Source organism: Anditalea andensis, from assembly GCF_000714815.1.
Classification (GTDB): Bacteria; Bacteroidota; Bacteroidia; order Cytophagales; family Cyclobacteriaceae; genus Anditalea; species Anditalea andensis.
The window spans coordinates 390,733-416,405 of record NZ_JMIH01000023.1; the positions used below are offsets into that span (position 1 = coordinate 390,733).

Annotated in this window: 19 protein-coding genes; 8 read left to right on the forward strand and 11 right to left on the reverse strand. The window is 38.6% G+C overall.

Annotated features, from left to right (window positions below):
- Window positions 1–117: 117 nt before the first annotated feature.
- The 7 genes from porM to EL17_RS16290 all read right to left on the reverse strand — a co-directional run bounded on the left by porM (window position 118) and on the right by EL17_RS16290 (window position 8,637).
- A complete protein-coding gene (porM, locus tag EL17_RS16260; RefSeq protein WP_035076367.1) occupies window positions 118–1,722 on the reverse strand; it encodes a type IX secretion system motor protein PorM/GldM in 1,605 nt (534 codons plus the stop codon).
- A gap of 49 nt (window positions 1,723–1,771) precedes the next feature.
- On the reverse strand, window positions 1,772–2,593 hold the full coding sequence (porL, locus tag EL17_RS16265; protein ID WP_035076370.1) for a type IX secretion system motor protein PorL/GldL: 822 nt from the start codon (window positions 2,591–2,593) through the stop codon (window positions 1,772–1,774).
- Window positions 2,594–2,651: 58 nt separating this feature from the next.
- Window positions 2,652–3,746 (reverse strand): T9SS ring complex lipoprotein PorK/GldK, encoded by a 1,095-nt coding sequence (gene porK / locus EL17_RS16270; RefSeq protein ID WP_035076372.1) that lies wholly within the window; start codon window positions 3,744–3,746, stop codon window positions 2,652–2,654.
- A gap of 120 nt (window positions 3,747–3,866) precedes the next feature.
- Window positions 3,867–4,847: a PorP/SprF family type IX secretion system membrane protein gene (locus EL17_RS16275; protein WP_035076374.1), complete on the reverse strand. Its 981-nt coding sequence runs from the start codon at window positions 4,845–4,847 to the stop codon at window positions 3,867–3,869.
- A 166-nt stretch (window positions 4,848–5,013) separates the two neighbouring features.
- Window positions 5,014–5,787, reverse strand: coding sequence for a uroporphyrinogen-III synthase (locus tag EL17_RS16280; protein ID WP_035076375.1), 774 nt, complete (start codon window positions 5,785–5,787; stop codon window positions 5,014–5,016).
- A gap of 40 nt (window positions 5,788–5,827) precedes the next feature.
- Window positions 5,828–6,934, reverse strand: a complete 1,107-nt coding sequence (locus EL17_RS16285) for a DUF4271 domain-containing protein (protein ID WP_035076377.1) — start codon at window positions 6,932–6,934, stop codon at window positions 5,828–5,830.
- 2 nt (window positions 6,935–6,936) lie between these two features.
- Window positions 6,937–8,637: a BamA/TamA family outer membrane protein gene (locus EL17_RS16290; RefSeq protein ID WP_035076378.1), complete on the reverse strand. Its 1,701-nt coding sequence runs from the start codon at window positions 8,635–8,637 to the stop codon at window positions 6,937–6,939.
- Between the two features lie 66 nt (window positions 8,638–8,703).
- Here EL17_RS16290 and hemW point away from each other — a divergent pair, with 66 nt between their 5' ends.
- Together hemW and EL17_RS16300 are read left to right on the forward strand one after the other, a co-directional pair.
- A complete protein-coding gene (hemW, locus tag EL17_RS16295; RefSeq protein WP_035076380.1) occupies window positions 8,704–9,828 on the forward strand; it encodes a radical SAM family heme chaperone HemW in 1,125 nt (374 codons plus the stop codon).
- Window positions 9,829–9,841: 13 nt separating this feature from the next.
- On the forward strand, window positions 9,842–10,156 hold the full coding sequence (locus tag EL17_RS16300; protein ID WP_035076383.1) for a DUF721 domain-containing protein: 315 nt from the start codon (window positions 9,842–9,844) through the stop codon (window positions 10,154–10,156).
- Between the two features lie 95 nt (window positions 10,157–10,251).
- On the opposite strand, the gene EL17_RS16305 is transcribed toward EL17_RS16300, so the two are convergent.
- Complete coding sequence (locus EL17_RS16305) at window positions 10,252–10,977, reverse strand: DUF4197 domain-containing protein (protein ID WP_035076386.1); 726 nt, start codon at window positions 10,975–10,977, stop codon at window positions 10,252–10,254.
- A 90-nt stretch (window positions 10,978–11,067) separates the two neighbouring features.
- Between EL17_RS16305 and EL17_RS16310 the strand changes: the two genes are divergently transcribed.
- From EL17_RS16310 to EL17_RS16335, 6 genes are all read left to right on the forward strand, one after another.
- On the forward strand, window positions 11,068–13,131 hold the full coding sequence (locus tag EL17_RS16310) for a GAF domain-containing SpoIIE family protein phosphatase (RefSeq protein WP_035076389.1): 2,064 nt from the start codon (window positions 11,068–11,070) through the stop codon (window positions 13,129–13,131).
- 31 nt (window positions 13,132–13,162) lie between these two features.
- A complete protein-coding gene (locus EL17_RS16315) occupies window positions 13,163–13,504 on the forward strand; it encodes an STAS domain-containing protein (protein ID WP_035076391.1) in 342 nt (113 codons plus the stop codon).
- On the forward strand, window positions 13,494–13,910 hold the full coding sequence (locus EL17_RS16320; protein WP_035076394.1) for an ATP-binding protein: 417 nt from the start codon (window positions 13,494–13,496) through the stop codon (window positions 13,908–13,910). The genes EL17_RS16315 and EL17_RS16320 overlap by 11 nt, the downstream gene beginning before the upstream one ends.
- Before the next feature lie 92 nt (window positions 13,911–14,002).
- Entirely contained in the window at window positions 14,003–16,015 is a 2,013-nt protein-coding gene (locus EL17_RS16325; protein ID WP_035076397.1) for a foldase protein PrsA, read from the forward strand.
- Entirely contained in the window at window positions 15,978–16,868 is an 891-nt protein-coding gene (locus EL17_RS16330; RefSeq protein WP_035076399.1) for a hypothetical protein, read from the forward strand. Before EL17_RS16325 ends, EL17_RS16330 begins: the two co-directional genes overlap by 38 nt.
- Window positions 16,861–18,255, forward strand: coding sequence for a peptidylprolyl isomerase (locus EL17_RS16335; RefSeq protein ID WP_035076402.1), 1,395 nt, complete (start codon window positions 16,861–16,863; stop codon window positions 18,253–18,255). Before EL17_RS16330 ends, EL17_RS16335 begins: the two co-directional genes overlap by 8 nt.
- A 70-nt stretch (window positions 18,256–18,325) precedes the next feature.
- Here EL17_RS16335 and pheS read toward each other — a convergent pair whose 3' ends face one another.
- The 3 genes from pheS to EL17_RS16350 all read right to left on the reverse strand — a co-directional run bounded on the left by pheS (window position 18,326) and on the right by EL17_RS16350 (window position 25,627).
- Complete coding sequence (pheS, locus tag EL17_RS16340) at window positions 18,326–19,354, reverse strand: phenylalanine--tRNA ligase subunit alpha (protein ID WP_035076404.1); 1,029 nt, start codon at window positions 19,352–19,354, stop codon at window positions 18,326–18,328.
- 74 nt (window positions 19,355–19,428) lie between these two features.
- The gene (locus EL17_RS16345; protein WP_035076406.1) at window positions 19,429–23,766 is read right to left on the reverse strand and encodes a hypothetical protein; all 4,338 of its coding nucleotides are present in this window, start codon (window positions 23,764–23,766) and stop codon (window positions 19,429–19,431) included.
- A gap of 817 nt (window positions 23,767–24,583) precedes the next feature.
- Window positions 24,584–25,627 carry an RluA family pseudouridine synthase gene (locus EL17_RS16350; RefSeq protein ID WP_035076408.1) on the reverse strand — a complete coding sequence of 348 codons (1,044 nt, stop codon included), beginning with the start codon at window positions 25,625–25,627 and terminating at the stop codon, window positions 24,584–24,586.
- Window positions 25,628–25,673: the final 46 nt, after the last annotated feature.

Consider the following 25,673-nt stretch of genomic DNA (forward strand, 5'->3'; position numbering starts at 1 on the left):
ATACCATATCCCCACTGATAACTAATGGTGCTATTAGGAATCCATCATCTGAATGACACTTCCTCAAGTTTTTGATATCACAAATGTATGTAATTAAACTAATCAGAATTCCTAACCCTATTTGATAGGAATAGAGAAAACTTCATTAGTTGAACTTTTAATTTTATTGCCTCTGAAGTTAGTCCGGGTATATTCTCTTACTACCACCACTATACGGTCACCACTTTTAGCAGCGGCCAATAGGTTTCTGATAGCTACATTTTCACCTGATATCTGGACAGTCTCTCTGGGGACATCATTTCTGATAAGTCTAACCTCTCCTGCAGTAACTTCAAAATTAGCATCCTGCCCCATAGTTCTTCCAAAGTTAGCTTCAGGAACTGCCCTAATACTTAAAGAGCTCGGTCCCGGAGCTGGGTATGGATTGGTAAGATCAATAGGACCTCTGGCATCAAAGGCTCTTATAGTCGGAGCTGGCACCGGTCTAATATCATAGCTTACATCTCCTATTTTATTACCACCACTGCTTACCCCTATGACTACTTTCCCGGAGTCGGAAGTTGGAATGACAGTCACTTGACCCGGTCTGTTACCTTTAATAGCCTGACCATTAGAAACAGTAAATTCAGGAGCATAGCTGGTACCCAATGCCGGTACGTCTATCATCAGCACGTTTGCAGCATTAGCATATAGCTGGTTGACAGTCTCAGATTCTACTCTTATCACCGGTTTTGCTACGAAGTATTCATAATCTACATTCAGTGTACTATCTACTCCAGCTATATTAACAGTAATCTGACCCTGTATAGTTCTTTTGGCTAATCCCCTATCATCGTATGACGAAGCAGGAGGTACAGTAAAATTGATTTTTCCAAAACCATTTTCTACTGGTATTTCCCGTCCATCAGCAGTCATCTTAGGCATAGCAGAAGATGAAGAAGAGGCAATAAATAAATCCCCTTCAAATTTGGTACCAGCAGCTACCACATTGCTAGAAGCTGCTACCCTGGCTTCAAATACATCAGATTTGAAATAAAATGAACCCAAGGATCCCGTGATGGAAGATAAAGCCTCACTTTCTATATTTAACACCTCATTTTGGTACTGAGATATCAATGCCATTACCGCCCCTACAGGGGATTTTACGAAGTTCAAGTTCACAAAGTCTTTATAATTGGCATTAGGGTCATTTTTGAACAGATCGATTTCATTTGCATTCTTGGCAATCTTTTCAAAATTCTGATTGATTCCCACCCTTGAAAGTATCTCTGAAACCTGGTTTGGAAAAGCATTTAGCCTTTCTTCCATTTCATATCCTTTTCTGTTATTATTGAAAATATTGCCAGTGATGTCCTGATTTTTCAAAGAACTCGTTCTATAGGTACCATCTTCTGCCACGGCATTTGTGGTAGCTAATAGTTCCTGCTTTAAACTTTCCAGATAGCTAAATATATCTGAAGTCTCAGACCTGATCTGCCTGGCAGCTTCTACTTTCGGCACATCTCTCTCATTATTGCCCTGCTGCTCCACCGTACCAGCTATGGAGCTTACGGTAAAGGCATTTTTTTCAATATAATTTTTCGATGTTCTTTCCAAACCATCGTTCAGAAGGACAAATTTTTGTAATATTTGGTTACTAACTTGCAAAGCCAGCAAAGCTGTAAGAACCAGGTACATCATACCTATCATCTTCTGCCTTGGGGTTTCCTTACCTCCAGCCATAGTCGATACTTAGATTTTTAAACATAATAATTTATAATGGAAAGATCTATTAACCTTTCATGGCTGATAGCATACCACCGTATACCTTATTCAGTGAGCTCACATTCGCATTCAATTGAGCCAATTGGTTTTTAAATGCTTCTGTCTCTTTTCCTGCTTCATTTAGTCCTTCCATAGCAGCAGAAACATTAGAGTAGAATTTATTCAAAACCTTCACATGACTATTGGCATCCTGAAGTTCCATTTCATAGACGGCATTAAGGGCAGACAGATTCTTGGTTACTGTTACTACTTGTTCATGATATTCTTTGGCATCTGTGGATGCGGATGACATTTCTACCAAAGCAGAAGCTGTTTTAGAATATGACTGGTTCATATCCACTAAAGTCCTAGAAGCATTTCTTACATTATCTGCATATTCTGAAGTAGCTACAGCTGCATCTGATACACTTCCCAATTTCTCCGCAGACGCTGCTAAGTTTTTAATCCCTTTGCCCAGGTTTTCTATAAGGTCATCTCCTATTTTGGCATCTTCCAAAACCTTGTCAAACTTCTGAGTAGTGCTATCTTTCATCGGCGTAGAGCCTACTGCAGACTGAGGCATAAGGGGCATGCCGTCGCCATTATATGTAGGGGAAAGCTGAGGATAGACTTTTGCCCAATCTACATCTTCATGTTTCGGTTCAAATGAAGAAAGGAAGAAAATGGCGGCCTCTGTAGTAAGACCTATACCGATCATGAGCGTAGCTCCAGGCCAGTCCAAAATCTTAAACATGGCTCCTAAAATTACTACTGCGGCTCCAATACCGTAAATTTTAGGCATGATATCACCGTAAAACTTATACTTAAATGAATTCTTATTTGCTGACATTTGACTAATTTGTTTTTTATTTTTTGTTTGGATATTTTATTCTACGCTTTGGCTTTTTTTATCTACTTCTTCTCCTCCTATTGTTCACATTCATAGAGCCTGACCTTCCGATGAACGTCATCGAGGTTCTGAAACCTATATGAGCAGTCTTCACATCCTGGTATTCGAATGTCCTGGTACTGGTCTCTAGATAATGGGCAATGTCTTTCCAAGAGCCACCTCTTACTACTTTTCTGGGTTCATTAGGATCGTTGTATACCGGATCCATATCCCAGGTAAGGGCGCTTCCTGCAGGATTATAAGCATCTATTACCCATTCAGATACATTGCCAGCCATATTATATAGCCCGAAGCCATTTGGTGCAAATACATCCACAGGAGCGGTATAGGCAAAACCATCATCTATATAATTACCTCTTCCCGGCTTGAAGTTAGCCATCAGACAGCCTCTTCTATTTTTAAGATAGGGACCTCCCCACGGATATTTTGCCACATCTTTACCACCTTTGGCGGCATACTCCCATTCTGCTTCAGAAGGCAGTCTAAACTTAGGCATGTCAAATTCAGACCGGTCATTAGCATTCATATGGTAGGTCCTCCATTCACAGAATTTTTGGGCCTGCTCCCAGCTGATACCCACTACAGGATAATCATCAAAGGCTGGATGATCAAAATAATATTCCATTAATGGATCTCCATAATGATGGGTAAAACTGGTAGACCATACTGTGGTATCGGGTACAAGCTCTTCCAAATTGAACTGTGGTGGATCAGCCTGCGTGGTCGGTGTACCGGTGGCCAATTCCCCAGACCTCACCGCTTCAAGAAACTGGCGGTACTTGTTATTCGAGACCTCATGTTTATCCATATAAAATTCAGATATGGTTATCTGCTTGTTAAAAGCTGATTGGCTAACAGCTATATCCTCATCTGCCTGCCCCATCCAGAATGTCCCTGCTTTTACCGGTACCATTTCATAAGGTAAGGTTTGCTTCCATCCCGTCCGCTTAGGAACCCCGGTCACTTCACCTCTCCGGTTGTCCCTTTCACTTGCAGTACCCCTGCTCCCGAAAAGTCCGCAACTTTGCAGAAGCATAGCCGCCAGACACCCTACGGTAACCGCTAAAAATCGTGAATTCATTTTTTTATACATATATGACAGTTATTTAATTGCAATAATTTTTACGTATTTTCCATAAAGTAATAGCTCGAAATTTAGTAGAAAATATCAGTAAGATCCAAGAAGTAACTCATTTAATTACAACTTTTAATACTAATATCTAAATCTCGGTGTTCTTTGTATCACACGCTGCAGATCTCTCGCCACTGGGGGAAGATTATAAGTAAGCATAAATTCATGAGAAGTAGGCGCCTTAGCTTCTACCCCTCCTACTACCAAATCAAACGCGTACCCCAACCTCAGAGAATTATCTCTCAGCAAGCTGTATCCCAATAATATAGACACAGATTCTTCTCCCCGATACGCTAATCCTCCGCTAACTTTCTCATTATGTGTGGCTATAACGCTTACATTATAAGAAAAATTATCGAACCCTACTGATTTTACCAAAAAACTTGGTTCAAATCTCAACAATCCAAAAGGATTGATCCTATAACCTGCTAACAGGTAATTATGATTGACTAACTGATTACCAAAAGCTCCTTCACCAAAATCAAAATCCGGTTCATTTATGTGCCTACTGCTTAGCCCCAAATAAAACCTACTATGGTCATAGAGAAGCCCCCCACCCAGGTTAAAATTTATCTGGGATTCATTTCCCGAAGTAGGAACATTCGGATCAGGGTTTACCGGATTAAACTCATCATAATTTATATTACTAGAAAAAAAACCACCCGAAGCTCCTATACTCAATACCCCTCTACCTAAATTAAGATGATAACCTAAAGAAAGATTAACTTCCTGGTTTCGGGTAGGGCCTATGTCATCATTTATAAAATTCAGCCCCAGACCAAGAGCTGTACCTGTGATCCTTCCTGATGCTGATAGCACCTGCGTATTGATACCGCCGTTGCCTACACCTGCGGGTGTACTGTACCCTAGCCACTGAGTCCTGTGCAGGGCCGAAAATTGGTATCCTGGATCTTTGCCTGCAAAAGCAGGATTATAATACATGCCATTATACATATACTGAGTCAGCTGGGCATCCTGCTGCGCATATACATCCTGGATCAAATACAGGTTCAGCACCATGGCAAAAAAAACTAAGAAAATAAGGCAACTTTTCTTTCTCATATGTAGTCCTAAATTTTTCAAGCCTAACTTATCAACAATATCATAGATATATGGTGAAAAGTCCCAGTTCTATGACTTGATATTGCAGGCTAAAAGTATAATTCTTAAACGAAGAACTATTCTACACATTTTAACTCAAATTACCCGCTAAAAGATTAAAAAGATGCTATAAATTATTCGCTTTTTTTATATAAAGTTCAAGAGCACCAGTCATACTTGGCGCATTGGGAAGTGGGGCCTCTATATCCAATATTAGATTTTCATCCAATACAGCCTGTGCAGTAGTAGGTCCAAATGCCGCTATACGCGTATTGTTCTGCTTAAAGTCCGGGAAATTATGAAACAAAGACTTAATTCCAGACGGACTGAAAAAAGCAAGTATATCATATTTAATATCCTTCAAATCCGATAAGTCCGCAGCCACGGTATGGTAAATGATGGCTTCGGTATAAGATATATTCAACTTATCCATAAAAGTAGGAATTTCATCCTTTCGTATATCCGAACAGGGAAATAGGTACTTCTCCCCTTTATGTTTCTTGAAATAATCGAAAAGGTCCGCCGCTGTCCGCACGCCTACAAACAATTTTCTTTTTCTGATGACAATATATTTTTGAAGATAGTGGGCTGTCTGCTCTGATATACAAAAATATTTCATATCCGCTGGCATTTCCAGTTTCAATTCCTGACAGATGCTAAAAAAATGGTCTATAGCATTCCTACTGGTGAATATAATAGCCGTATGCTTTAAAATATCAATCTTTTGCTTTCTAAAATCCTTCACCGAAACAGGTTCAACTTTTATAAAAGGCCTAAAATCAATCTTTAGATTATACTTATCCGCCAATTGGAAATAAGGAGACCTCTCATCGGTTGGTTTGGGCTGTGATACCAAGATACTCTTTACAGAATTAAACCTGTCTTTTGATTTAGTCATCATACATTATTTTTTTTCTTCTCCTATCCCCTGTTTTATATAACTATCCTATAATCAGTTTAGCTATTACTAAAAAGGGAACTACTTCCGCGGTGCAAAGGTAAGAAAATAAATGATAATTTTTAAAGGATACTTTTTTTGTCATCAGAAAGAAAAGCATAGCTATTCCTATGATGTACAACATAAAAAACATGCTCAACAAATAAGGCATTAAGCTTTTAGATGCCATCAGATCATTGGATATGACAATGGTGAGAATGAGAAAGACCGGAAGAAGCGCAAAAGTTATGATCCTTAGCATGTAAAAAAAATGGATGAATTCAAGTCTTCCAATTCCATAAATAGCAGTCGATACCTTCAGCCATAATAATTTTACCAGCGCTAATATAAGAAGACATACCGTGCCGGCTAACCAGATTAAAAACATGAAGTCTAGTTCATTTTTTAAAACTTCCCTTAGTACCGGAAGATCCATGTAGTAAACAGAACAGACTATGAGCAACATAAACAGCATATTGAATACCATTAGGTAAAAAATTACATCCGATGAAAATATCCTGGGCCGAGTGACATTATCAGAAAAATCCTCAGATGAAAATATGGACATAGGATTCATCAATAAAGTAAATAAAAGTGGATATATAATTTTAAACAGCGCCAATAAAAACAGGATTATAAACAGGGCCATATAAAAAAATTCCGTCACTACTTCTTTATTCCTTCTAGATATGGGATATTCTTCCTGTAAAACAGGTACGCTTTCTACCTTATCTTTTACAAAATAACCTTTGAGAATGGATATATCTTCTCTGGCCAAGTCTTTCTTTACTATACTGAGCTTTCTCACTGTCACTTCACCCTGTCGGAGAAGGGCCGTTTCTACCTGTACGACCGAATCGTTAGCGGCATAAAACCAGAGTACATTGTCTAAAAAAACAGATGACCGCGCGGGCACCTGAAGTTTATATTCAGACAAAGGAAAGTCCTTAACATTAATATCTATAGATGCCCTTTCTGGAGAATAATATAAATCCGATGCATGAAAAACCCTAATCGAAGGATTATAATTTTCCAATATCTGTCCTGATACCAGCATGGGCATAATAAATACAATAAGTACTGACAGCGTCTTTCTTTGAATTGAATCCATAATCAAAACCTTCCTGTATACCCCACATGAATTCTAGAATAATTTAATGCAAGGGGCTGGGCACCCGAATGGCCTACAGCATATATAAATTGTAACATCCCGCCTGCAGTTTCCATATTTAAACCTGATCCGAAAGAATAAGGCCGCTCATTAATTCTTGATGAAAATTTATTGGTTATATTTCCCATATCTGCAAAAATCAATAAATAAGAGTAGTTGTCAAAATAAAATCTAGGTTCTATGTTAGTATAAATATATTTGTTGGCAAAAAAAAAGTTCTCGTTAAAGCCCCTAATACTTTTCAACCCTCCCAATCGATACAAATCATTCCACAATAAATTGCCACCTTCTATTTTCCCAGCATTTAATCCGGTCATTATTGCTAATTTTTGAGAAAGAAAAATATACTTGGAAGATCGAACTGTAATATAATACTGTACCTCATTAAGTTTTATTCCATTATAAAAAGTATCTGGCAAACCTACATTCTGAAGTATCTTCTTATTCCCTATAGCAAAATCCAAAAGGGAAAACCAACCCCTTCTAGGAAATATCAAATCATCTAAACAGTTCAAATTTATGCGAAATCCATAATTATTATATCTAAAGTCAGCTAAATTTGGAAAATTTCCTGTTTTATCATATTCAGACACTGCAAACAAATCACCTGCTTGCCTCCTGTTAACAAAACTAAAATAGGCCAATGGCGAAAGTCTGTAGCCCAGATCCAGTCTAAAATCCCTGTTTACAAATGAAGTGTCTTCCTTTAAAATAAATAAAGAAGCTTTTACATCTATATAGGACCCTAGGATAAAAGGCTCTTCGGCAGTAAGCCTGATACTCTGTGAATAGGGATTCCATCTTCTCCATGCTATCCCATAATTCCTCCCTTTACCAGCTATATTATAGAGTGCCAAATCAAACTGACCTGTGACCAGCCACTTACCTCCATTGTCATGAGGTAGGAATCCGATTACCCCATCCAAAACATTTATTTTTTTATCCAGAAGGGAAAGGTGCAACGTTGCTTCATTGTTTTGGAAAGTGATTTCGGGTACTCCCACCATCTTTATATATGGCAAATTTCTGATTGAAGCTATAGATTCGTTGATTCTTTTCTGTGAAAAAGGTGTACCAGGTGCTATATGAAGTATTCTGGATAAGAAAACAGGGTCGGTTTTGCTTCCATTCCCGACCAACCTGATCGTGTCAAAGGTAATAAATGGACCCATGTCACAATGCAATGCCGCGGAAATTTGATTACCATCTTGGACCATATCTTCCAACTTCAAAGAAGCAAAAGGATAGCCATTATCCTCCAAGACTCGGATCAATCCTTCGTATAAATCCGTGAGTTTCCTATAAGAAAAGGGCCTTCCAGTGAATAAATTTAGATTTAAACCACTTTTCGCTATGATCTGCGGGGGTACATTTCCTGGTTTTAATGCTCCCCAGCTATATAGCTCTCCGCTGTCGATGGAGACAGACAAACTATCTCCATAAAACTCCCTTTGCTTGATACTAACCTGTAAGTATCCTTCAAGATAAAAATCTTCTATTATGGTATTGAGCATCTGCTCTCTAGAAAGGCTGTCCCGAAAAATCAACAATCCTCTATTATCCATGTTTCCAGGCACTCCATAATTCAGGTAATATAGGGACTCCTGGCACAGACATGGCACAGATATGAACAATAAAATCATTATGAAAAAATAGCGGTACAAAATAAGTCAGTTGAATGGTGTATCTTTACATATAAATATAAGCAATTGTCCGGAATTTATCTCCATATCCCTTTCTGTAAACAGGCATGTCATTATTGTGATTTCCACTTCAGTACCAGTACTTTGATGGTGGATTCAGTAGTCGAGATGATATGTAAAGAGCTCATCATGCGCAGGAATTATCTTAAAGGGGACCCAGTGGTGGAAACGATTTACTTTGGGGGAGGCACTCCTTCCCTTTTAAATCTAAATCAGATAGAAAAAATTTTAAATACCATTTATAAAAATTATTCCCTGGATCTGAAAGAGATTACTATAGAAACTAATCCCGATGATCTTTCAAATGAAAAACTAGCTGGACTAAATCATTTAGGTTTTGATAGGCTGAGCATAGGAATTCAGAGTTTCCATGATAACGTGCTAAAGTTTTATAACAGAGCCCATAATGCCCGTGAATCATTGGAGAGTATAGCTATGGCCAGAGAGCATGGGTTTGAGAAGCTGAGTATAGATCTTATGTATGGTTTTCCATATGCAGATCATTCTCTCTGGATAAGCGACCTGCAGTTGGCATTGACCATAGATCCAGGTCATATCAGTAGCTATTGCCTTACCATAGAGCCTCAAACTGCTTTGGGCAAATGGACTGAGAAAGGAAAATACTTACCCACCACGGATGATTTCAATGCCGATCAATTTGAAATCATGCAGGCCAAAATGAAAGAAGCAGGTTATATCCAATACGAGATATCTAATTTTGCGAAGCCTCATGCATTTGCTGTTCATAACAGCAACTACTGGAAGGGCGTATCTTACCTGGGCATAGGCCCAAGTGCCCATTCTTATGACGGTCAAAGCAGACAGCATAATGTAGCCAATAATGTAAAATATGTCAAAGGTCTCATGGCAAATGAACTCATTTCAGAAATTGATCGTCTGGAAAGAGAAGAAATCATCAATGAATACCTGCTTACTTCTATCAGGACCATCTGGGGTACCGATCTACGGTTGATTCAGGACCGGTATCAATTTGACCTTAAGTATAAAAAAGAAAAGGAGCTGAACCTATTTCATAAAGAGGGTCTGCTGGTCCTGGAGGATGAAAAAATAATCCTGACAGAAAAAGGAAGAATTTTAGCCGACAGTATAGCTGAGAAGCTTTTTGTTTAAGTTAACTTTACATATGCAGTACTACAAAGACTACACTACCAGAAATAAGAATACCTCCCCTCTCAAAGAAGTTTTTGAAGAACTTCTGCAGACATATAAATTAAAGGACAGGTTTAACGAAAGAAAAGTGATCAGCTCATGGGAAGAGCTCATGGGAAAAACAGTAGCATCCAGGACCACTGGTTTATATATTAAAGATAAAAAACTTTATGTGAAACTATCCTCAGGTGCTATCAAAAATGAGCTGATCATGAACCGGACTAAAGTAATGGCGCTTATAGATGAAAAGTTTGGCAAAGGGACTATTCAGGAGTTGGTATTTCAATAACAATGCAATGGCTTTTGCCATTGCATTGTTATTTGCTATTATTCTTTTTCTTAGAAATATAGATCCAACTGTATTACTAAAGTAATCGATAAACCTTACCTATTATCCTGTACGGCAAAGACCCTTCTCATCAAAGCTGAGGTTCTCTGAAGAGGATTTTCCCTAATATTCCTCTCTTCCTCCGCGACCAATGTAAACAGGCCATCTATAGCCCTATCTGTTACATACTGATTTAAATCCGGATCAACCTTACGGCTGGTAGTAGGCAGTGCATTATACGCTCTTACCAGATCAGAATAGTATCTGGTAGCGCCTACCTTTTCCAAGGATTCCTGTACCCTAGGCATAAATAAGGCTGTCAACTGATCACTGGTAGTTCTCCTCAGATATGTGGTGGCCGCATCCTGGTCACCTCTCAGGATAGACCACGCATCATCTACAGTCAGCTGACGTATAGCTGAGACAAATATGGGCAGTGCTTCCCGGGCTGCATTTTCAGCACCTCTGTTTATGGTCAGGATGACTCTATCCACTTCATTTCCCAATCCCAGCTGTCTCATAGTAGACTCCACCCTTCTCAAATCTTCCGGCAAAGGGATTCTTATGCGTTCATTTCTAAAAAAACCATCTTCGGCTGAGGCCTTTTCAGAGCCGGTAGAAATCCCCTGTACCAAAGCTTCCTTCAAGCCGTTTGATACATCTCGATCAGATAGGGTGGCCTCTCCTGCTCCACGTAATATACCTCCTATATCTGCACCTGTACAGGCTGCAAGTCCGGCTATAAGTATATAAACTGGAAAATAAATTAGCGATTTCTTCATTTGGATACTCGTTTTTTAATGTTGTAAAAAAGGAAAATCATTCAAGCAAAAATTCAGCTAGATTACGTATTATTGTGCTAGTTATCTTATATGTTTAAAATATTTCACTTAAATATCGGCAAGATTACATTATTGGTAGCCATTTTAACTTGGTTATCCTTGCTATTTGTAAACCTTACCCGACTATTTGGCGCGATGAATCAAATGGATGCTGGTGTTTCGGAAGAATTCACATGGATCCTTCAGATCATATTTTTTATCATGGTGTACCTGTTTTATAACCACCATATCAATAGAAATGGCGATCCTGGTTTTTTAAATAATATATGGAAAGGGACATCCACAGGGCTTTTTGCTGTAGGCATAGCATTGATCACTGAATTTTTTTACTACCTGCTGGGTAACAGCAGACTCTCTGATGATCCACTGCTGAGAAATTTCTTCTACCATCTGAATTTTGGCTTTACTACAGTTTTTTTGATTTCCATTTCTTTGATCTGGAGGTACCTCATATTATATCAAAAAGATAAAAATGTAGTCCAGCAGTGGCAGGCCTTTGAAGTTATATTGCTGATCAGCATGTTTTTCGTGTTCTTCAATCAGGATTCTTTTAATTATAGTTTTCTTTTCGGTCTATTTCTTATATTAATCTTTGGAATCATTCTATCTGTCAATCTAAAGTGGATACCCTATCTTACTTTCAAAGAAAAATGGAAATCCATACTTTACCTTTCCATCATCATTCTGTCCACAGGCTATCTTTTCTTTATCATAGTAAGATACAGTGAGCACAATAGATTGCCCATAGAACTTACCGATAACATTTTCATATTGGGGCTATTTGGGTTTGTATTTATATATGCGCTATTCAGCTTTCTGGTAACTTTGTTCAACCTACCCACCTCCTCAGTCTTTGAACAAAAACTCACTGAAGCAATAAATTTTCAGCGGTTAAGCCAGTCTATTCAGCCAGGTCAGAGCGAGAGTCAGGTACTGGACATTCTTATGGACAGCTGCATGAGCGCGGCATATGTAGACGCTGCATGGCTCGAATTACATCCGGAAACTGATGCGCCCCACATCATTCATCAGCGCTTTATCCAAGATGAAGAAAGAATAGAATTAGAACAATTCCTGAAAGAAAACAGACCATTTAAAGATTTTTTAGATAGAAATAACGGGAAATCTTTTGAATACATTTCAGGGAAGATCAATCACATCAATTATAAATCTGCTCTCATTGTCCCCATAAAAATCAATAAAACCGTATTAGGCTATATCTATCTGGTAAAAGAAGTTAAAGATGGCTTCAATAAAGAAATGATCAATATAATAGCCACATTCGTGGGACAGGCCAGCATTTCTGTGGAAAACCACAAGCTGCTCAATGAGGCTATAAAAAACGAGCGGTACAAAGAAGAACTAAAAATAGCCCAAAGGGTTCAGAGAAGCTTATTGCCTGCCCATCTGCATAGTAATGATCATTTTGAAATAGCGGGGATATCTGAAGCCGCTGATGAGGTGGGGGGTGATTATTACGAAACCTATCAGTATACAGCAGACCAATTTGCCATCATTATAGGAGATGTATCCGGCAAAGGTACTTCCGCTGCCTTTAACATGGCACAGATGAAAGGCGTGTTCCATAGTCTGGTCCAACTTGAATTGTCTCCATCAGAATTTTTGACCAAAGCAAACGGTGCATTGAGCAACTGCCTGGAAAAAAACCATTTCATCACTACTACTTACTACTTATTAGACACTTCTGCCAGAAGCATTAAGTTCAGTAGAGCCGGCCACTGTCCCACTTTATATCATTGTGCTAAAACCAACACCTCCAGATATTTAAAGACAGAAGGACTTGGTTTAGGAATATTACGCAACAGTCAGTACGAAAAATTCGTAAATGAAAACTACTTGGAATATAGCGCCGGAGATATCATGGTCATGTACACTGATGGTATAGTGGAAGCTAAAAACCGAGAAAACAAAGAATTTGGATATGAAAATCTGCTAAATGTTTTACAAACGAACCCTGATTTATGCCCAAATGAAATAGTAAACAAAATCATCAGTAGTGTGTATGAATTTATTGGGCAGACCACAATGCCCGATGATGATTACTCTATTCTGGTAATAAAATTTTTAAAATAAACCATTACAGTTCAATAGCGTATAACAAACTATGTTGCAGATTGATATAAGAGAGGAAAATGGACATGTCATATTAGTATTGACAGGCGAAGTGGATGCAAGCAATTCTGTAGACCTGGATAATGCCATTCAGGGGCTTATCCAGCCCAAGAAAAAAATCATCATGGATGGCAGCGCCCTAGAATACATATCGTCTGCCGGACTGGGTGTTTTTATGTCCTATCTGGAGGAATTTGAAACCAATGAAATACAGTTTGTCATAATAGGATTAAACTCAAAAGTTTTTAACGTTTTTCATATTCTAGGGTTGGACCAACTGATAACCATTAAAACGAATAAAGAAGAAGCACTTCAAGAACTTTATGAGGCATAAAATTAAATTAAACTGTGAAAAAAGCAGATTGGTGGACCTTAGAGCTTTCTTAAATAAAGTACTTTCAAAAACCACCCTTTCTGAAATTACCAAAAACCAAGTGATCCTGGCAGTAGATGAAGTATGCGCTAACCTTATCATTCATTCTCATGATTGTAATCCTTCTGATCAGATAGCTTTAGAAGTAACCGAATCGGGAGATCAATTGGTGTTTGAGATAAAGGACCACGGTGAAGGATTCAATATATTGGAATATAAACAGCCTGAACTTAATGCAGTCAAAAAAGAAAGACGCAAAGGAGGATTGGGTATAATATTAGTGAGGAAAATCATGGACAATATAGAATTTGAATCCACCGGCAATCAAAATACCTGTAGATTAATCAAGCTTATAAATTCCAAATAATTGTTAATTATTGCGATATATCCCTTCCGAACCCTATTTTTATTCTATTTAATTTGTAACATTGCACTATCATTTTCGGCAAGCCATATCATATGAAAATTAAGTATTTCCATTTCCTTATCCTTGGAGGCATGTTAGCTTGTGCACCCTCGGCTAAAGTAGGTACAGACACCCCGGATGTGACTTCAGCTGTCCCATTGGTCTCCATAGGAAATGAAAGGATATATGCAGATGAATTTTTATACATTTTGGAAAAAAGCCAACAGCTGCAGTCTGGTGAAGAAAAATCCTCAAGGGCTACTTTTGATAAAAACCTGGACCTTTTTATAAATTATCGGCTTAAGGTAAAAGAGGCTGAGGCTATGGGCATGGCAGAGTCAGAAGAATTTGACAAAGAATTTACCATTTTTAAAGAAGACCTTAAAAAGCCTTTTCTCATCAAAAATTCCCTACAGGAAGGTGAGCTACAAAAGGCTTATTATCGTTCCAAAGAAATTCTCAAAGCAAGCCATATACTTCTACAATTCCCTAATAATGCCAGTGTGGAAGATTCTATAGCTGTATATAATATGGCTTTAAAGATTAAAAAAGAAGCTGAGGAAGGAGCCGATTTTAATGACCTTGCCTATGAGCATTCTGACGATCCCTCCGCAAAACAAAACCGTGGAGATCTTGGATACTTCTCTGCCCTGCAGATGGTTCACCCATTTGAAGATGCTGCATATGAACTTAGTGTTGGTAGCATATCTGACCCAGTACTCACCTCATTTGGTTATCATATCATCAAACTGGAAGACCGAAAACTTAATAAGGGTGAAATTAAAGTCTCCCATATACTGATCCGATTAAACCCCGCAGATCCTGTCGCAGAAGATAGGGCGAAAAGAAAAATTACGGACATCTATACCGAACTTCAAAAAAACGAAAATTCCTGGGAAGAGGTAGCAAAAATTTATTCTGATGATCAAAATACCAAAGGTACAGGTGGGAAGCTTCCATGGTTTGGAGTAGGAGCTATTATACCTGAATTTGAAAAAGCTGCCTTTGCACTTAATGAGGTCGGTGAAATATCCTCCCCTGTAAAAACACCATATGGCTACCACATCATCAGACTGGAAGATACCAAACCCCTGGCCTCCTTCGAAGAATTGGAACCTACGCTCAAATCAAGGATTTTAAGAGACAGCAGGTCTTCCCTCATACAGTCCCAAGTGGTAGCGATGCAAAAACAAAAATACGCATTTAAAGAAAATGCTGAATTGGTAGCTGCTATAAAACCAATTATTGACCAATCCTTGGCCATAAGCTTGGAATCTGTGAAGCGTCAACTGGATGATCAGGGGCTGCTTGACACTTTAATAATTTCTACAGAAAGTAAATCACAGCGCGTTAGCGACTTTATAAGGTTTATAGAAGCCGATCAGGCCATCGTCAGGACCGGACCTAATGAGTTCTTTAACCCTTGGTATTCTAAATTTGTAGAAAAGATATTAGAACAGGTAGAAGAGGATGACTTAATGACCAATAACCGTGAATATCGACAACTGATTCAGGAATATAGGGATGGTATACTGCTGTTCAGTCTTATGAATGAACAGGTTTGGCAAAAAGCTTTGGAAGATACCTTGGGCCAAAGAGAATTTTATGAATCACATATCGATCAATATCAGTGGAAGGAAAGAATTCCTGCTGTCATCATAGAGATGAATAAAGAAGAGCAGTTGGAAAAAATAAGGAGATTTCTTTCAGATAAGGATTACAATGTCCGGTTAAAACCCAGATTGGAAGATCAGTTTCTAAATGACTATCCATCTCTGTTTACCGTTCAGGATGGAACTTATGAATATGAAAAGCATCCTTTGTTAAGTAAGGTTGATGTTCAGAAAAAAAACCATGAAATAAAGAATGGAGGTAGAACCCATTTCTTGATTTTGGGAAATGTACTTCCTGCTGGTCCCAGAAGGCTTTCAGAGACTACCGGAAAAGTAATCCAGGATTATCAGGAGTATCTGGATAAAAAAATGATAGCCGAATTGCGAGAAAAATACGTCATCCAAATTAACGAGGATGAAAAAGAAAGAATATTTGAAATTGTCAAAGAATAAAAGTTTCGTATTTCTAGCCCTTACCTTGTTTTGGGTATCTTGTGATTCTTTCAGATTTAAAAAAGAGGATGATCAGGAAGACACCGTGGTCGCTGAGCTGGGTGAACAAAAGTTATATGAATCTGAGCTCGTCGCTATCACCGCCAATAGCACTACTCCTCCAGACAGTGCCGATTTGGCTGAAAGGTATATCCAGTCATGGATAAAAAAGCAGCTTATGATCAGAGCAGCAGGCAATGAAGGCAATTATAATGAAGCAGAGCTCAACAGGAAACTCCTGGACTATAAATATGCTTTGATAGTATACGAATTTGAAAAGTCATATATTGACCAACATCTCGATGAAAAGGTATCAGATGCAGAGATTAAGCAGTATTATGATAGCAACAGGGATAATTTTATTTTAAAAGAAATAATAGTAAGACTGAATTATGTAAAAATAGAAAAAGGGACTACCCAAAATGAGAAAATTGACAAAATTTTGAAGTCAGGGGAAGAAAATAAACAAGGGATCGAAGAGTTAGCTATTAAGCATGCTTCCAATTATTTTCTTGAAGATTCCACATGGGTTAAATTTGACGACATTATCATCAATACACCTTTATATAATCATCCCAACAAGGTCCAGCTCCTCAGACAAAATAAACTAATAAAAGCAGATGACGAGGATCATACTTATTATCTGAAGATATTAGCCTATAAGCTAGAAGACCAGGTACCTCCCATGGAATTTGTAAAGGAAGAGATCACTAATATCATCCTGAACAAAAGAAGGTTGGCACTTGCAGATCAGCTTCAAAAGGAAATTTATAACAGCGCAATTGAAAATAAAGAGTTTAAGATATATGAATAACATCAAAAGAGGTATAGCATCAGTGGCCCTTATGTTTGCAATGGGACATGTACATGCTCAAACTGCTGATACTGTAACCCAGGCTGCATCAAATACCCCTAAAACTGGCCAGGTAGTAGATAAAATAATAGCAAAAGTAGATAATTATATCATATTAGAATCCGATCTGCAAAAATCGTATTTAGAGGCTGTTTCTCAAGCGCAGCAAGGATTTGAAACCCCTACCAGATGTGATGTTTTCGAATCATTGCTGATCAATAAGATGATGGTGGCCAAGGCTGATATAGACTCAGTAGTAGTTTCTCCTGCTGAAGTAATGGTTCAGGCAGACCAGAGGTTTAACATGGTCATGGCGCAGTTTGGTGGTGACGAGAATACCCTCATAGAAATGTATGGCAAAACTTCGGATCAGCTGAAGGCTGAAATCGAAACCGCCCTTAAGGAACAAATGATTGTGAATAAGATGCAGGCCAAAATCACCTCAAAATTATCTGTTTCACCAGCAGAAGTCAGGAGATTTTATAACAGAATCCCAAAAGACTCTCTGCCACTTTTTTCTAAAGAAGTGAGCGTAGGGCAGATCGTTAAAAAACCAGATGTAAGCCGAGCCGAAAAAGATAAAGCCATCAACTTCCTGCTTTCTCTTAAGGAACAAATCTTAAATGGAGAAAAGGATTTCAGCCCACTGGCTAGAGAATACTCCGAAGATCCCGGATCAGCTGCACAGGGGGGCGAGCTGGGTTTCTTTAGAAGAGGGGAATTGGCTCCTGAATATGAGGCTACTTCCCTATCCCTCAAGCCAGGTGAAATAAGTGATCCTGTTGAAACGATGTTTGGAATTCATATGATCCAATTATTGGAAAGAAGGGGCAATACCTTCAATACAAAACACATACTGATCAGACCTAAGCCTACAGAAGATGACATGCTCCGCGCTGAAAATTTTCTGGACAGCCTTCGTACTTTAATCATGACAGATAGCATTGCTTTTTCTAAAGCTGCTAAAGACCACAGTGATGATAGAAACACCTCTGATAATGGTGGTTATTTCAGTGATCAACAGACAGGGGCCAATAGATTGACGCTGCGTAACCTTGACGACCCTATTTTATATTTCACTATAGATACCATGAAAGTGGGAAGCATTACTAAACCCATGAGGTATCAAAACGAAAGAGAGGAAGATCAGGTAAGGATTCTATACTTTAAAGAAAGCTTTCCAGCGCATAGAGCAAATCTCAATGATGATTATGAAAGGTTAAAAACTGCTACAAGAAGGCAAAAAGAAGAAACACTTTTGAGCAAATGGTTTCTGACAGCCAAGGAAGAGGTGTTCATTGATATAGATCCGGCCTATGACAGGTGTGAAGTATTAAAAGAGAAATGACAGAAATAACATAACTTAAAAGGGGAGCTGTTCGGCTCCCCTTTTTTATTTTAAAGGAAATAATAATTGCCTATAAAAGCGGCTTAAACTGTTTTAAAAATCTTATGTCGTTTTCAGTAAAAAGTCTTAGGTCTTTAATCTGGTACTTCAGCATAGCGATCCGCTCTATCCCCATACCAAAAGCAAAGCCAGTAAATTCATCCGGATCTATCCCACAGTTTTCCAAAACATTGGAATCTACCATTCCTGAACCACCTATTTCTACCCAGCCGGTGCCTTTACAGACATTGCAGCCCTTTCCTCCACATAGCTGGCAGGATATATCTATCTCTGCGCTGGGTTCGGTGAAGGGAAAGTAGGAAGGTCTAAACCTTACCTTGGTACTTTTGCCGAACATTTCCTTAGCAAAATGATATAGGGTCTGCTTAAGGTCAGAAAATCCTACGTTTCTATCTACATACAATCCCTCGACTTGGTGAAAGATACAGTGAGCGCGGGCCGAAATCGCCTCATTTCTAAAAACCCTACCGGGAGAAAGGGTTCGGATAGGGGGCTTTTGGTTTTCCATCACTCGAACCTGCACAGATGATGTATGTGTTCTTAAAGCAATGTCAGGTTTTTTTTCAATAAAAAACGTATCCTGCATTTCTCTGGCAGGGTGGTTTTCAGGAAAATTGAGTGCAGTAAAATTATGCCAGTCATCTTCTATCTCTGGTCCCTCAGAAAGATTAAAGCCGATTCTTTCGAATATTTCAATAATTCGCTGACGTGTAGCAGTAAGCGGATGGATGCCGCCTACAGGCAATGTAGTAGCGGGCAGTGTCAAGTCTATACCTAACCTCTTATTATCCTTGGTGCCGGAATTCACCCCTTCTATCAGCTCTTGAAATTTTGCTTCTGCAGCTTGTTTGACCGCATTCACTTGTAGTCCGTATTCCTTCTTTTGCTCATTTGGAACTTCCTTCATAGCCGCAAAAAGGTCACCCACCACTCCCTTTTTATTAATAAAGCGCATCCTATATGCTTCTAACTCTTCTGCATTATTGGCTGTGGATGCTGCTATTTCTTTATGTAATCTTTCTATATTTTCCTGGTACATGTGTGATGTCAAATTTTTGGCATTACAAATCTAAAACTTTATCCAAACTATTCACAATCTATTTGGCTTCCCGATTAATCCTCCCAGATTATTTCATCTTCTTTTTTGGGTATTTTTGGCTGCCCCAAGCCTGCTGAACCCTTGAGGCCGGTAAGGGTAGCCTGCCACCAATAATTAAAGATAAATCTGTTGGTATCTCTAGGAAGATATATATCAGAGGTGACCATGGTATTGAAAAGTTTACGTGGGTTGTTACTGCGCACAGCAAATGTGTTGATTACAAATGTAAGTATTCTTTTTCTCCCGACTCCCTTTTCCAGTGTACGCTCATCCAGTAGTTTTACATTGAGGTTATTGTAGCGAAGGGCCATTTTCCCCACTGCCCGCTCGTCATCCGCGTTTATAGTCCACCGGGCACTTCTTATGATACCGTCTCTTACAGATACAAAAGCATTCGCCTCCAAAATCGGATTGATGAGACTTATATCAAATTCTCCAACTTCTGCATTCAGTTGAATTGGAAATCTGCCTGAAAAAAACATCTCCCCATCCAGTTTCAATGGTGCTTTTTCATTTATAAATCCAGATCCTGCCAAACTCAGTGAGGAAAAAAGATAGTCTTCAGGCCGGGACGTGAGCTGAAAGGGAGCCACAGTCAAGTTAATACCTGTAAAAGCTATATTTCCTGGTACCATTCCTTTTTCAGGAAACTCATTGTAGAACACATTCCCCTCATATATGATAAGTGAATCAAGCAGTACATCCATTCCTGCATTCATCATCAACTCCTGAGGCATGGGCCTATATTTATCTTCTTTTTTGGGAAACCTTTTGTCCCTGAAAAGATGAGCGCTTGGCTGTGATATATGCATTTTTTGCCCTATCAATTTCTTTTCATCTATAAATAAGGCTAAATCAAATCCTTCTAACACCATAAGAGGGATTTTTACAGAGGCTACATCTGTTTGAAACCCTACTTTTCGGGTATATTGATATTTGCCATAAAGAGGTGTCATTTTCACATTTTCTAAGACCAGATCACTGCCCTTAAGGGTGGCCATTCCTATCTTTAAGACATTCATACTGTCCTTCATGATCAATTCATAATCCGGGATAATCACTTCATGATCAGTGCTGAATAAAAACTGTCGGTCAAAACTTTCCCCTCCGGCTATATCCAGGTCCAGATCCTTAAGGGTAACTGAAATCTGCCTAAATGCCTGAATTTCTCGGCCAGTTCCTTTTTCCTTGATAGCTATGGCTCCATTATTAATCTTAAATCTATCTAATTGTAGCCGTGAAACTATATTTTGTACTATCTTATCAGGATCCTTCGGAGGCTGATCCTTTACTCCCTGATCGATGTAAACTTGTATATCGGGATTCTGTAGCAGCATATCGATTATAATCACTTCACCAGTCTGCTGAATATCCCGTAGTGATTGTGTATTGATGGCCACCTTTGGAATATTTGCCCTGATCACAGGAGACCCAGGATTCCCGTTTATATTATTGGGCACAAGTGATAAATCGGTGAATACAAGTTCATCACCTTTTGAATTAAGCTCCACTTTGGAAAAATTCACGCTATGGATACTATCTCGTAATATCAATGAAAAGTCATCCACTTCCAAGGCTAAATTGCCAAAGAAAGCAGCTATATCCCCCTGAGCCAGTATAGTAGAATCTAGGAGAAAATCGTAAAATGTAATATTTATACCTGAATTGATCAGATCTCTATTCACTCCCCTCTCTTGAAATGATACATTGATATTCGAATCCTCTGCTTCTACAGTATCTATTTTGACTATCTCAATGGTTTTGGGCAAATTCCTACCTCTATCTTTCCTTTCATTTACAGCACCTGTACCTTCCTCGTCCCTATTAATGGATAGCCGCACATCTGAACCACTGAGCTTTACTTTACGCAAAGCTAATGTATTGTCAAAAATAAAGGACTCCAAGTCTACCCCAGTGAAACTCATCGAAGGGATATCTGCACTGATAGAAACCTTAGTATCAAGATTCTTTTTGGGCCTGAGTCTCACGTTAGATGTAAATATTTCTTCTCTTGCTGAATTGAACCTAATCCTGTCAGCCACTATTGTATATTTCCCCTCTGCTAGGTTAAATACATAATTATCCAAACCAATGTCCAGCTCCTCAGCAAAAAATGTTTGAAAATCTTCGTCACTGCTATGTTCATCAAGGTAGAAATTTTTTACACTTATGGATACATTATCTTCCGCAAATGTCCTGATCTTATCCTCTCCCAAATTTTCATAAGCTAAGGTACCACTGTTTAAACTAAGGGAATCCACCCTAATATGGGTAAAGTAGGAAGTAAGTAAATTATAGATGTCCCCTCGTTCAATTTTCACATCTGCAGCATCTTCTCTCCTTTTACGGTATTGGTTAATGTTAATCACCGGCGAAGGCACCTCTATATGACGCACACTTAACATCCCCTGAAAATATGCCGCAGGTATATCTACCCCCCTGGCATAAAATTCAGGAATTTCAATATCAAGCACCCCACTTTTTCCATACCTGTCCAGTGTAGTCTGTATATTATTGGGATCAGCCGGTCTGAATCTAAAGTTGCTTATCTGAAGATAGTCCACTTTAGTATCCACAAATATCCTATCTGCAGTAAATAAGTGGAGGTTATCCGATAGCTTAAGGGCATAATCCTGTATTTCCAGCTGTAGCTCCTCCGCCAAAAAAATTCGGGATGTCTGATCTTCATTTATCCTATCATCTAGTCTGAAGTTTTCTAATACAAAACTGATTTTACCAAATGAAAGGCTATCCTGTCTGGCACGAAGGTGATTGTCCAACACCAGTGTACCCTCTTTCATTTCCAGACGCTCCACATATATCGCGGTAAGAAAATCACGTGTCAAATCTTGTATAGAACTGGAGGTTAGCTCCTCATCATTATCACCTGCCCTCACATCTCTCAGTACCACGGACGGTTCCACCAGTACCATTTCTTTGATATCAACTATATTTTGGTTATATATTTTTTTCAAATTGGCCTCTGTTATGGCCAGTGATGGAGCTTGGATCTCAAACAAAGTAATATCTGGTACATCATCAGAGGTAATAATAGGCTCTATTTCCACCCCGGTAATCTCTATTTTATCCTCTAGAGAGGATAAAAACACTGTTTGCCCGGTCACCCAGTGGATTCCGTCAGCTAGAGCAATCCTGACATTGGATATATCCACTGTTGCATTCTGGGCATGAAAAAACTGGTCTCTTTTCTTGTTTAAGTCAGGCCCTATATAGACCTGTTCCATTCTGAAATTTATGGATTCAGCTTCTATCCTTCCTCTATTTGGATCTTTAATGCTTCTCTGAAGGTATTTCCCACCATTGATATCAAGCCTTTCTATCTGGATAGATGCCAGGATATCCCTTATAAGCGGGTATAGATCATAGCCCACAGCTGAGTCATCTTGCCTTGGCTCCGGCTCCGAAAACACAGAAAAAGTAGGACTGTCCAGCCTAAGGGACCCCACATCTACCTCAGATGTATAAAAGACCTTTTCTATATCAGCATCTGTAAGTTCCAGCCTGTCAAGGTTGATTTCATAGTAAGTGTCTGAGGGGAGCGTCACATCTGGTACGAGTCTTACCCGCTCGCCCCGTATAAACTCATCTATAGAGGATACATGCACACTCCCTGCTTTGACTGTATGGATACTGTCTGCAAGTAGCAGCTCAAAATTGTCCATCCTAAATTCAAATCCTTCTGCATTGAATGGTCTAGCGGTCTCTCTTTGTATAAATAGGTTGATATTTTTAATATATATATGAGTATGCTCCCCCTTTATTGCCTGTTGACTTATAAAGTTTCTCAAAAGCAAATCTGCATCATCAATGTATAGATTTTTTACTAATATTTCTTCTATGTTATCACCTATTGATCTCCGTATCTCCGTCTCCAACATGCGCAACGGGGATTCCCTTAGTTCATTGGTGTCAAGTTCCTCCAGACGAGACTGCACCATCGGTTCTCTAAACCGTATCTGTCCTAAAACTAATGTCTTATCTGAAAACCGATAATTGATCCCTTTGATGGAAAACTGCGGAATTTCAATATGATAATAAGGCACATCTCCCTGTGCTATCTGAGCAGCATCGGTAGGTACCAATTCAAAACCCTCCACATAAAAACCTCTTTCTAAAAGCGATAGATAAAAACGGTCAAAATCTACGGTATACTTCCCGCCGGAATTTTGTTCTACTTTATTCTGGATATAACCCCTTAAAAGAATATCCGAGGCAAAATATACGGCTATCTGCAGAAATACCACCACAAATACAAATATGCCCATATAACGAAGCACGATTCGCTGGCGAGCAGTCACTCTTAATTTATATCTGGTGTTTTTTTCGGTCATGCTACTTCAAAGATCAGCAAAATAAAATATATCTAGCTATAATCATTCATATAGGAGGATTTTATGAGCCTTTTTAACGAATAATTAAATTGATAAGTTCTGAGATGTAAAACATGTGAAAAATTATTTTTTCAAAGCCAATATACCTTTATTACCCATTTTTCAACTACTTATAGGATATAAGCCACCCACACACACTACTTATAAGAGTAATCTTCAGAATGCTAAACCAGTTGACCTATTAAAATCTTTTTTTATTGACCCAAGATAATGCTAATAGGATAAAAATAAATGGTAAAAAAACCCTACGACAATCTTCAGAAATCTGCACCTCTCTTATCAATTTAACTTCCCAAAAATATTTACGGATAAGAAATATTTAATACTATAAAAGTAAAAAAGCTATGAGATAAAATCTCATAGCCTTAGTCAATTAACAATAAACCCAAAATAACCTGTTGTAAGAAAAGGATTCGAACCTTAAAAAGACCTCCTGTCTTTGTCACCAGTTGACCGCCCTTGCAGACTTCTTACATCAAATCAGCATTTTTTAACTCGATTTGATATTACAAATATAAAGTATAGATCTATTAATTTAAAATAAAATAAATAATTTAAAGAAAATTTACATAATCGTCAAAGGAAATCGAAGTCACTTAGCAAATATGCAAAAACACATCCTGTGTATATACACTTTTTGAAAACTCTTTAATGCCATTCGAGTGTTATTTTGTCAAATTTTCAATAAAGAGGTAAGAATCCTTTCAATTATTGCGTGAATATTGATAAAAATTTATTAACACCTAATAATCTATGGTCAATCTTCATATTGTACATAGTCCACCCATTTGGACATAACTTCTTGGAAATCATTGGGCCATGGGGCTTCAAAATATAAATGTTCGCCCGATACCGGATGGACAAACCCTAATGATTTGGCATGAAGCGCCTGCCTGGGGATGATTTCAAAACAATTTTTTATAAATGATTTATATTTGGCAAACTGCGTCCCTCGCCTTACCTTATCACCTCCATACATCGCATCATTAAATAACGGATGGTTTAAATGTTTCATATGGGCCCTGATCTGATGAGTTCTGCCCGTCTCCAACCTGCACTGTATCAATGAGACATACCGAAGCCTTTGAATTACCTCCCAGTGTGTGATCGCATTTTTGCCCTGGTCCCCTTCCGGAAAAGTATCCATGATTTTTCTGTTTTTGGCGCTTCTTCCCACATGTGCATTCACAGTGCCTCTGTCCTCTACTGGTTCGCCCCAAACCAAAGCCTCATAAGTTCTTTTAATGGTATGGTCAAAAAACTGTTTGGCCAAACCGGTCATAGCTACTTCAGCCTTCGCCACTACCAGTAGTCCACTAGTGTCTTTATCTATTCTGTGTACCAGTCCGGGCCTTCCAGAATTGCCTGGCAGCTCCGGCAGCTTGCTGAAATGATAAGCAAGAGCATTGACAAGGGTACCTGTCCAATTGCCATGAGCGGGATGGACCACCATGCCGGGCGGCTTGTTAACTACAAGTAAGTAATCGTCTTCAAAAATTATTTCCAAAGGAATATCTTCAGGTACTACTTCCGACTCTCGGGGCGGATGTTCCAGTAAAACGGTGATCACATCCCCTGGCTTTATTTTATAGTTGCTTTTAATATTAGCCCCATTTACTTTGATATAACCGTCATCAATAGCTGACTGTACTTTATTTCTGGTGGCATTGGCTATTTTGTCAGTCACAAATTTATCTATTCTAATAGCTGCCTGTCCTTTGTCAACTGCTATGCGGTAATGCTCATAAAGATCCACATCCCCGTCATCAAATATTTCTTCTTCCTGAAATTCATCTTTCATCCTGCAAAAGTACAAGCTAATGCTAAGAATTTGATAATTTCGCAAT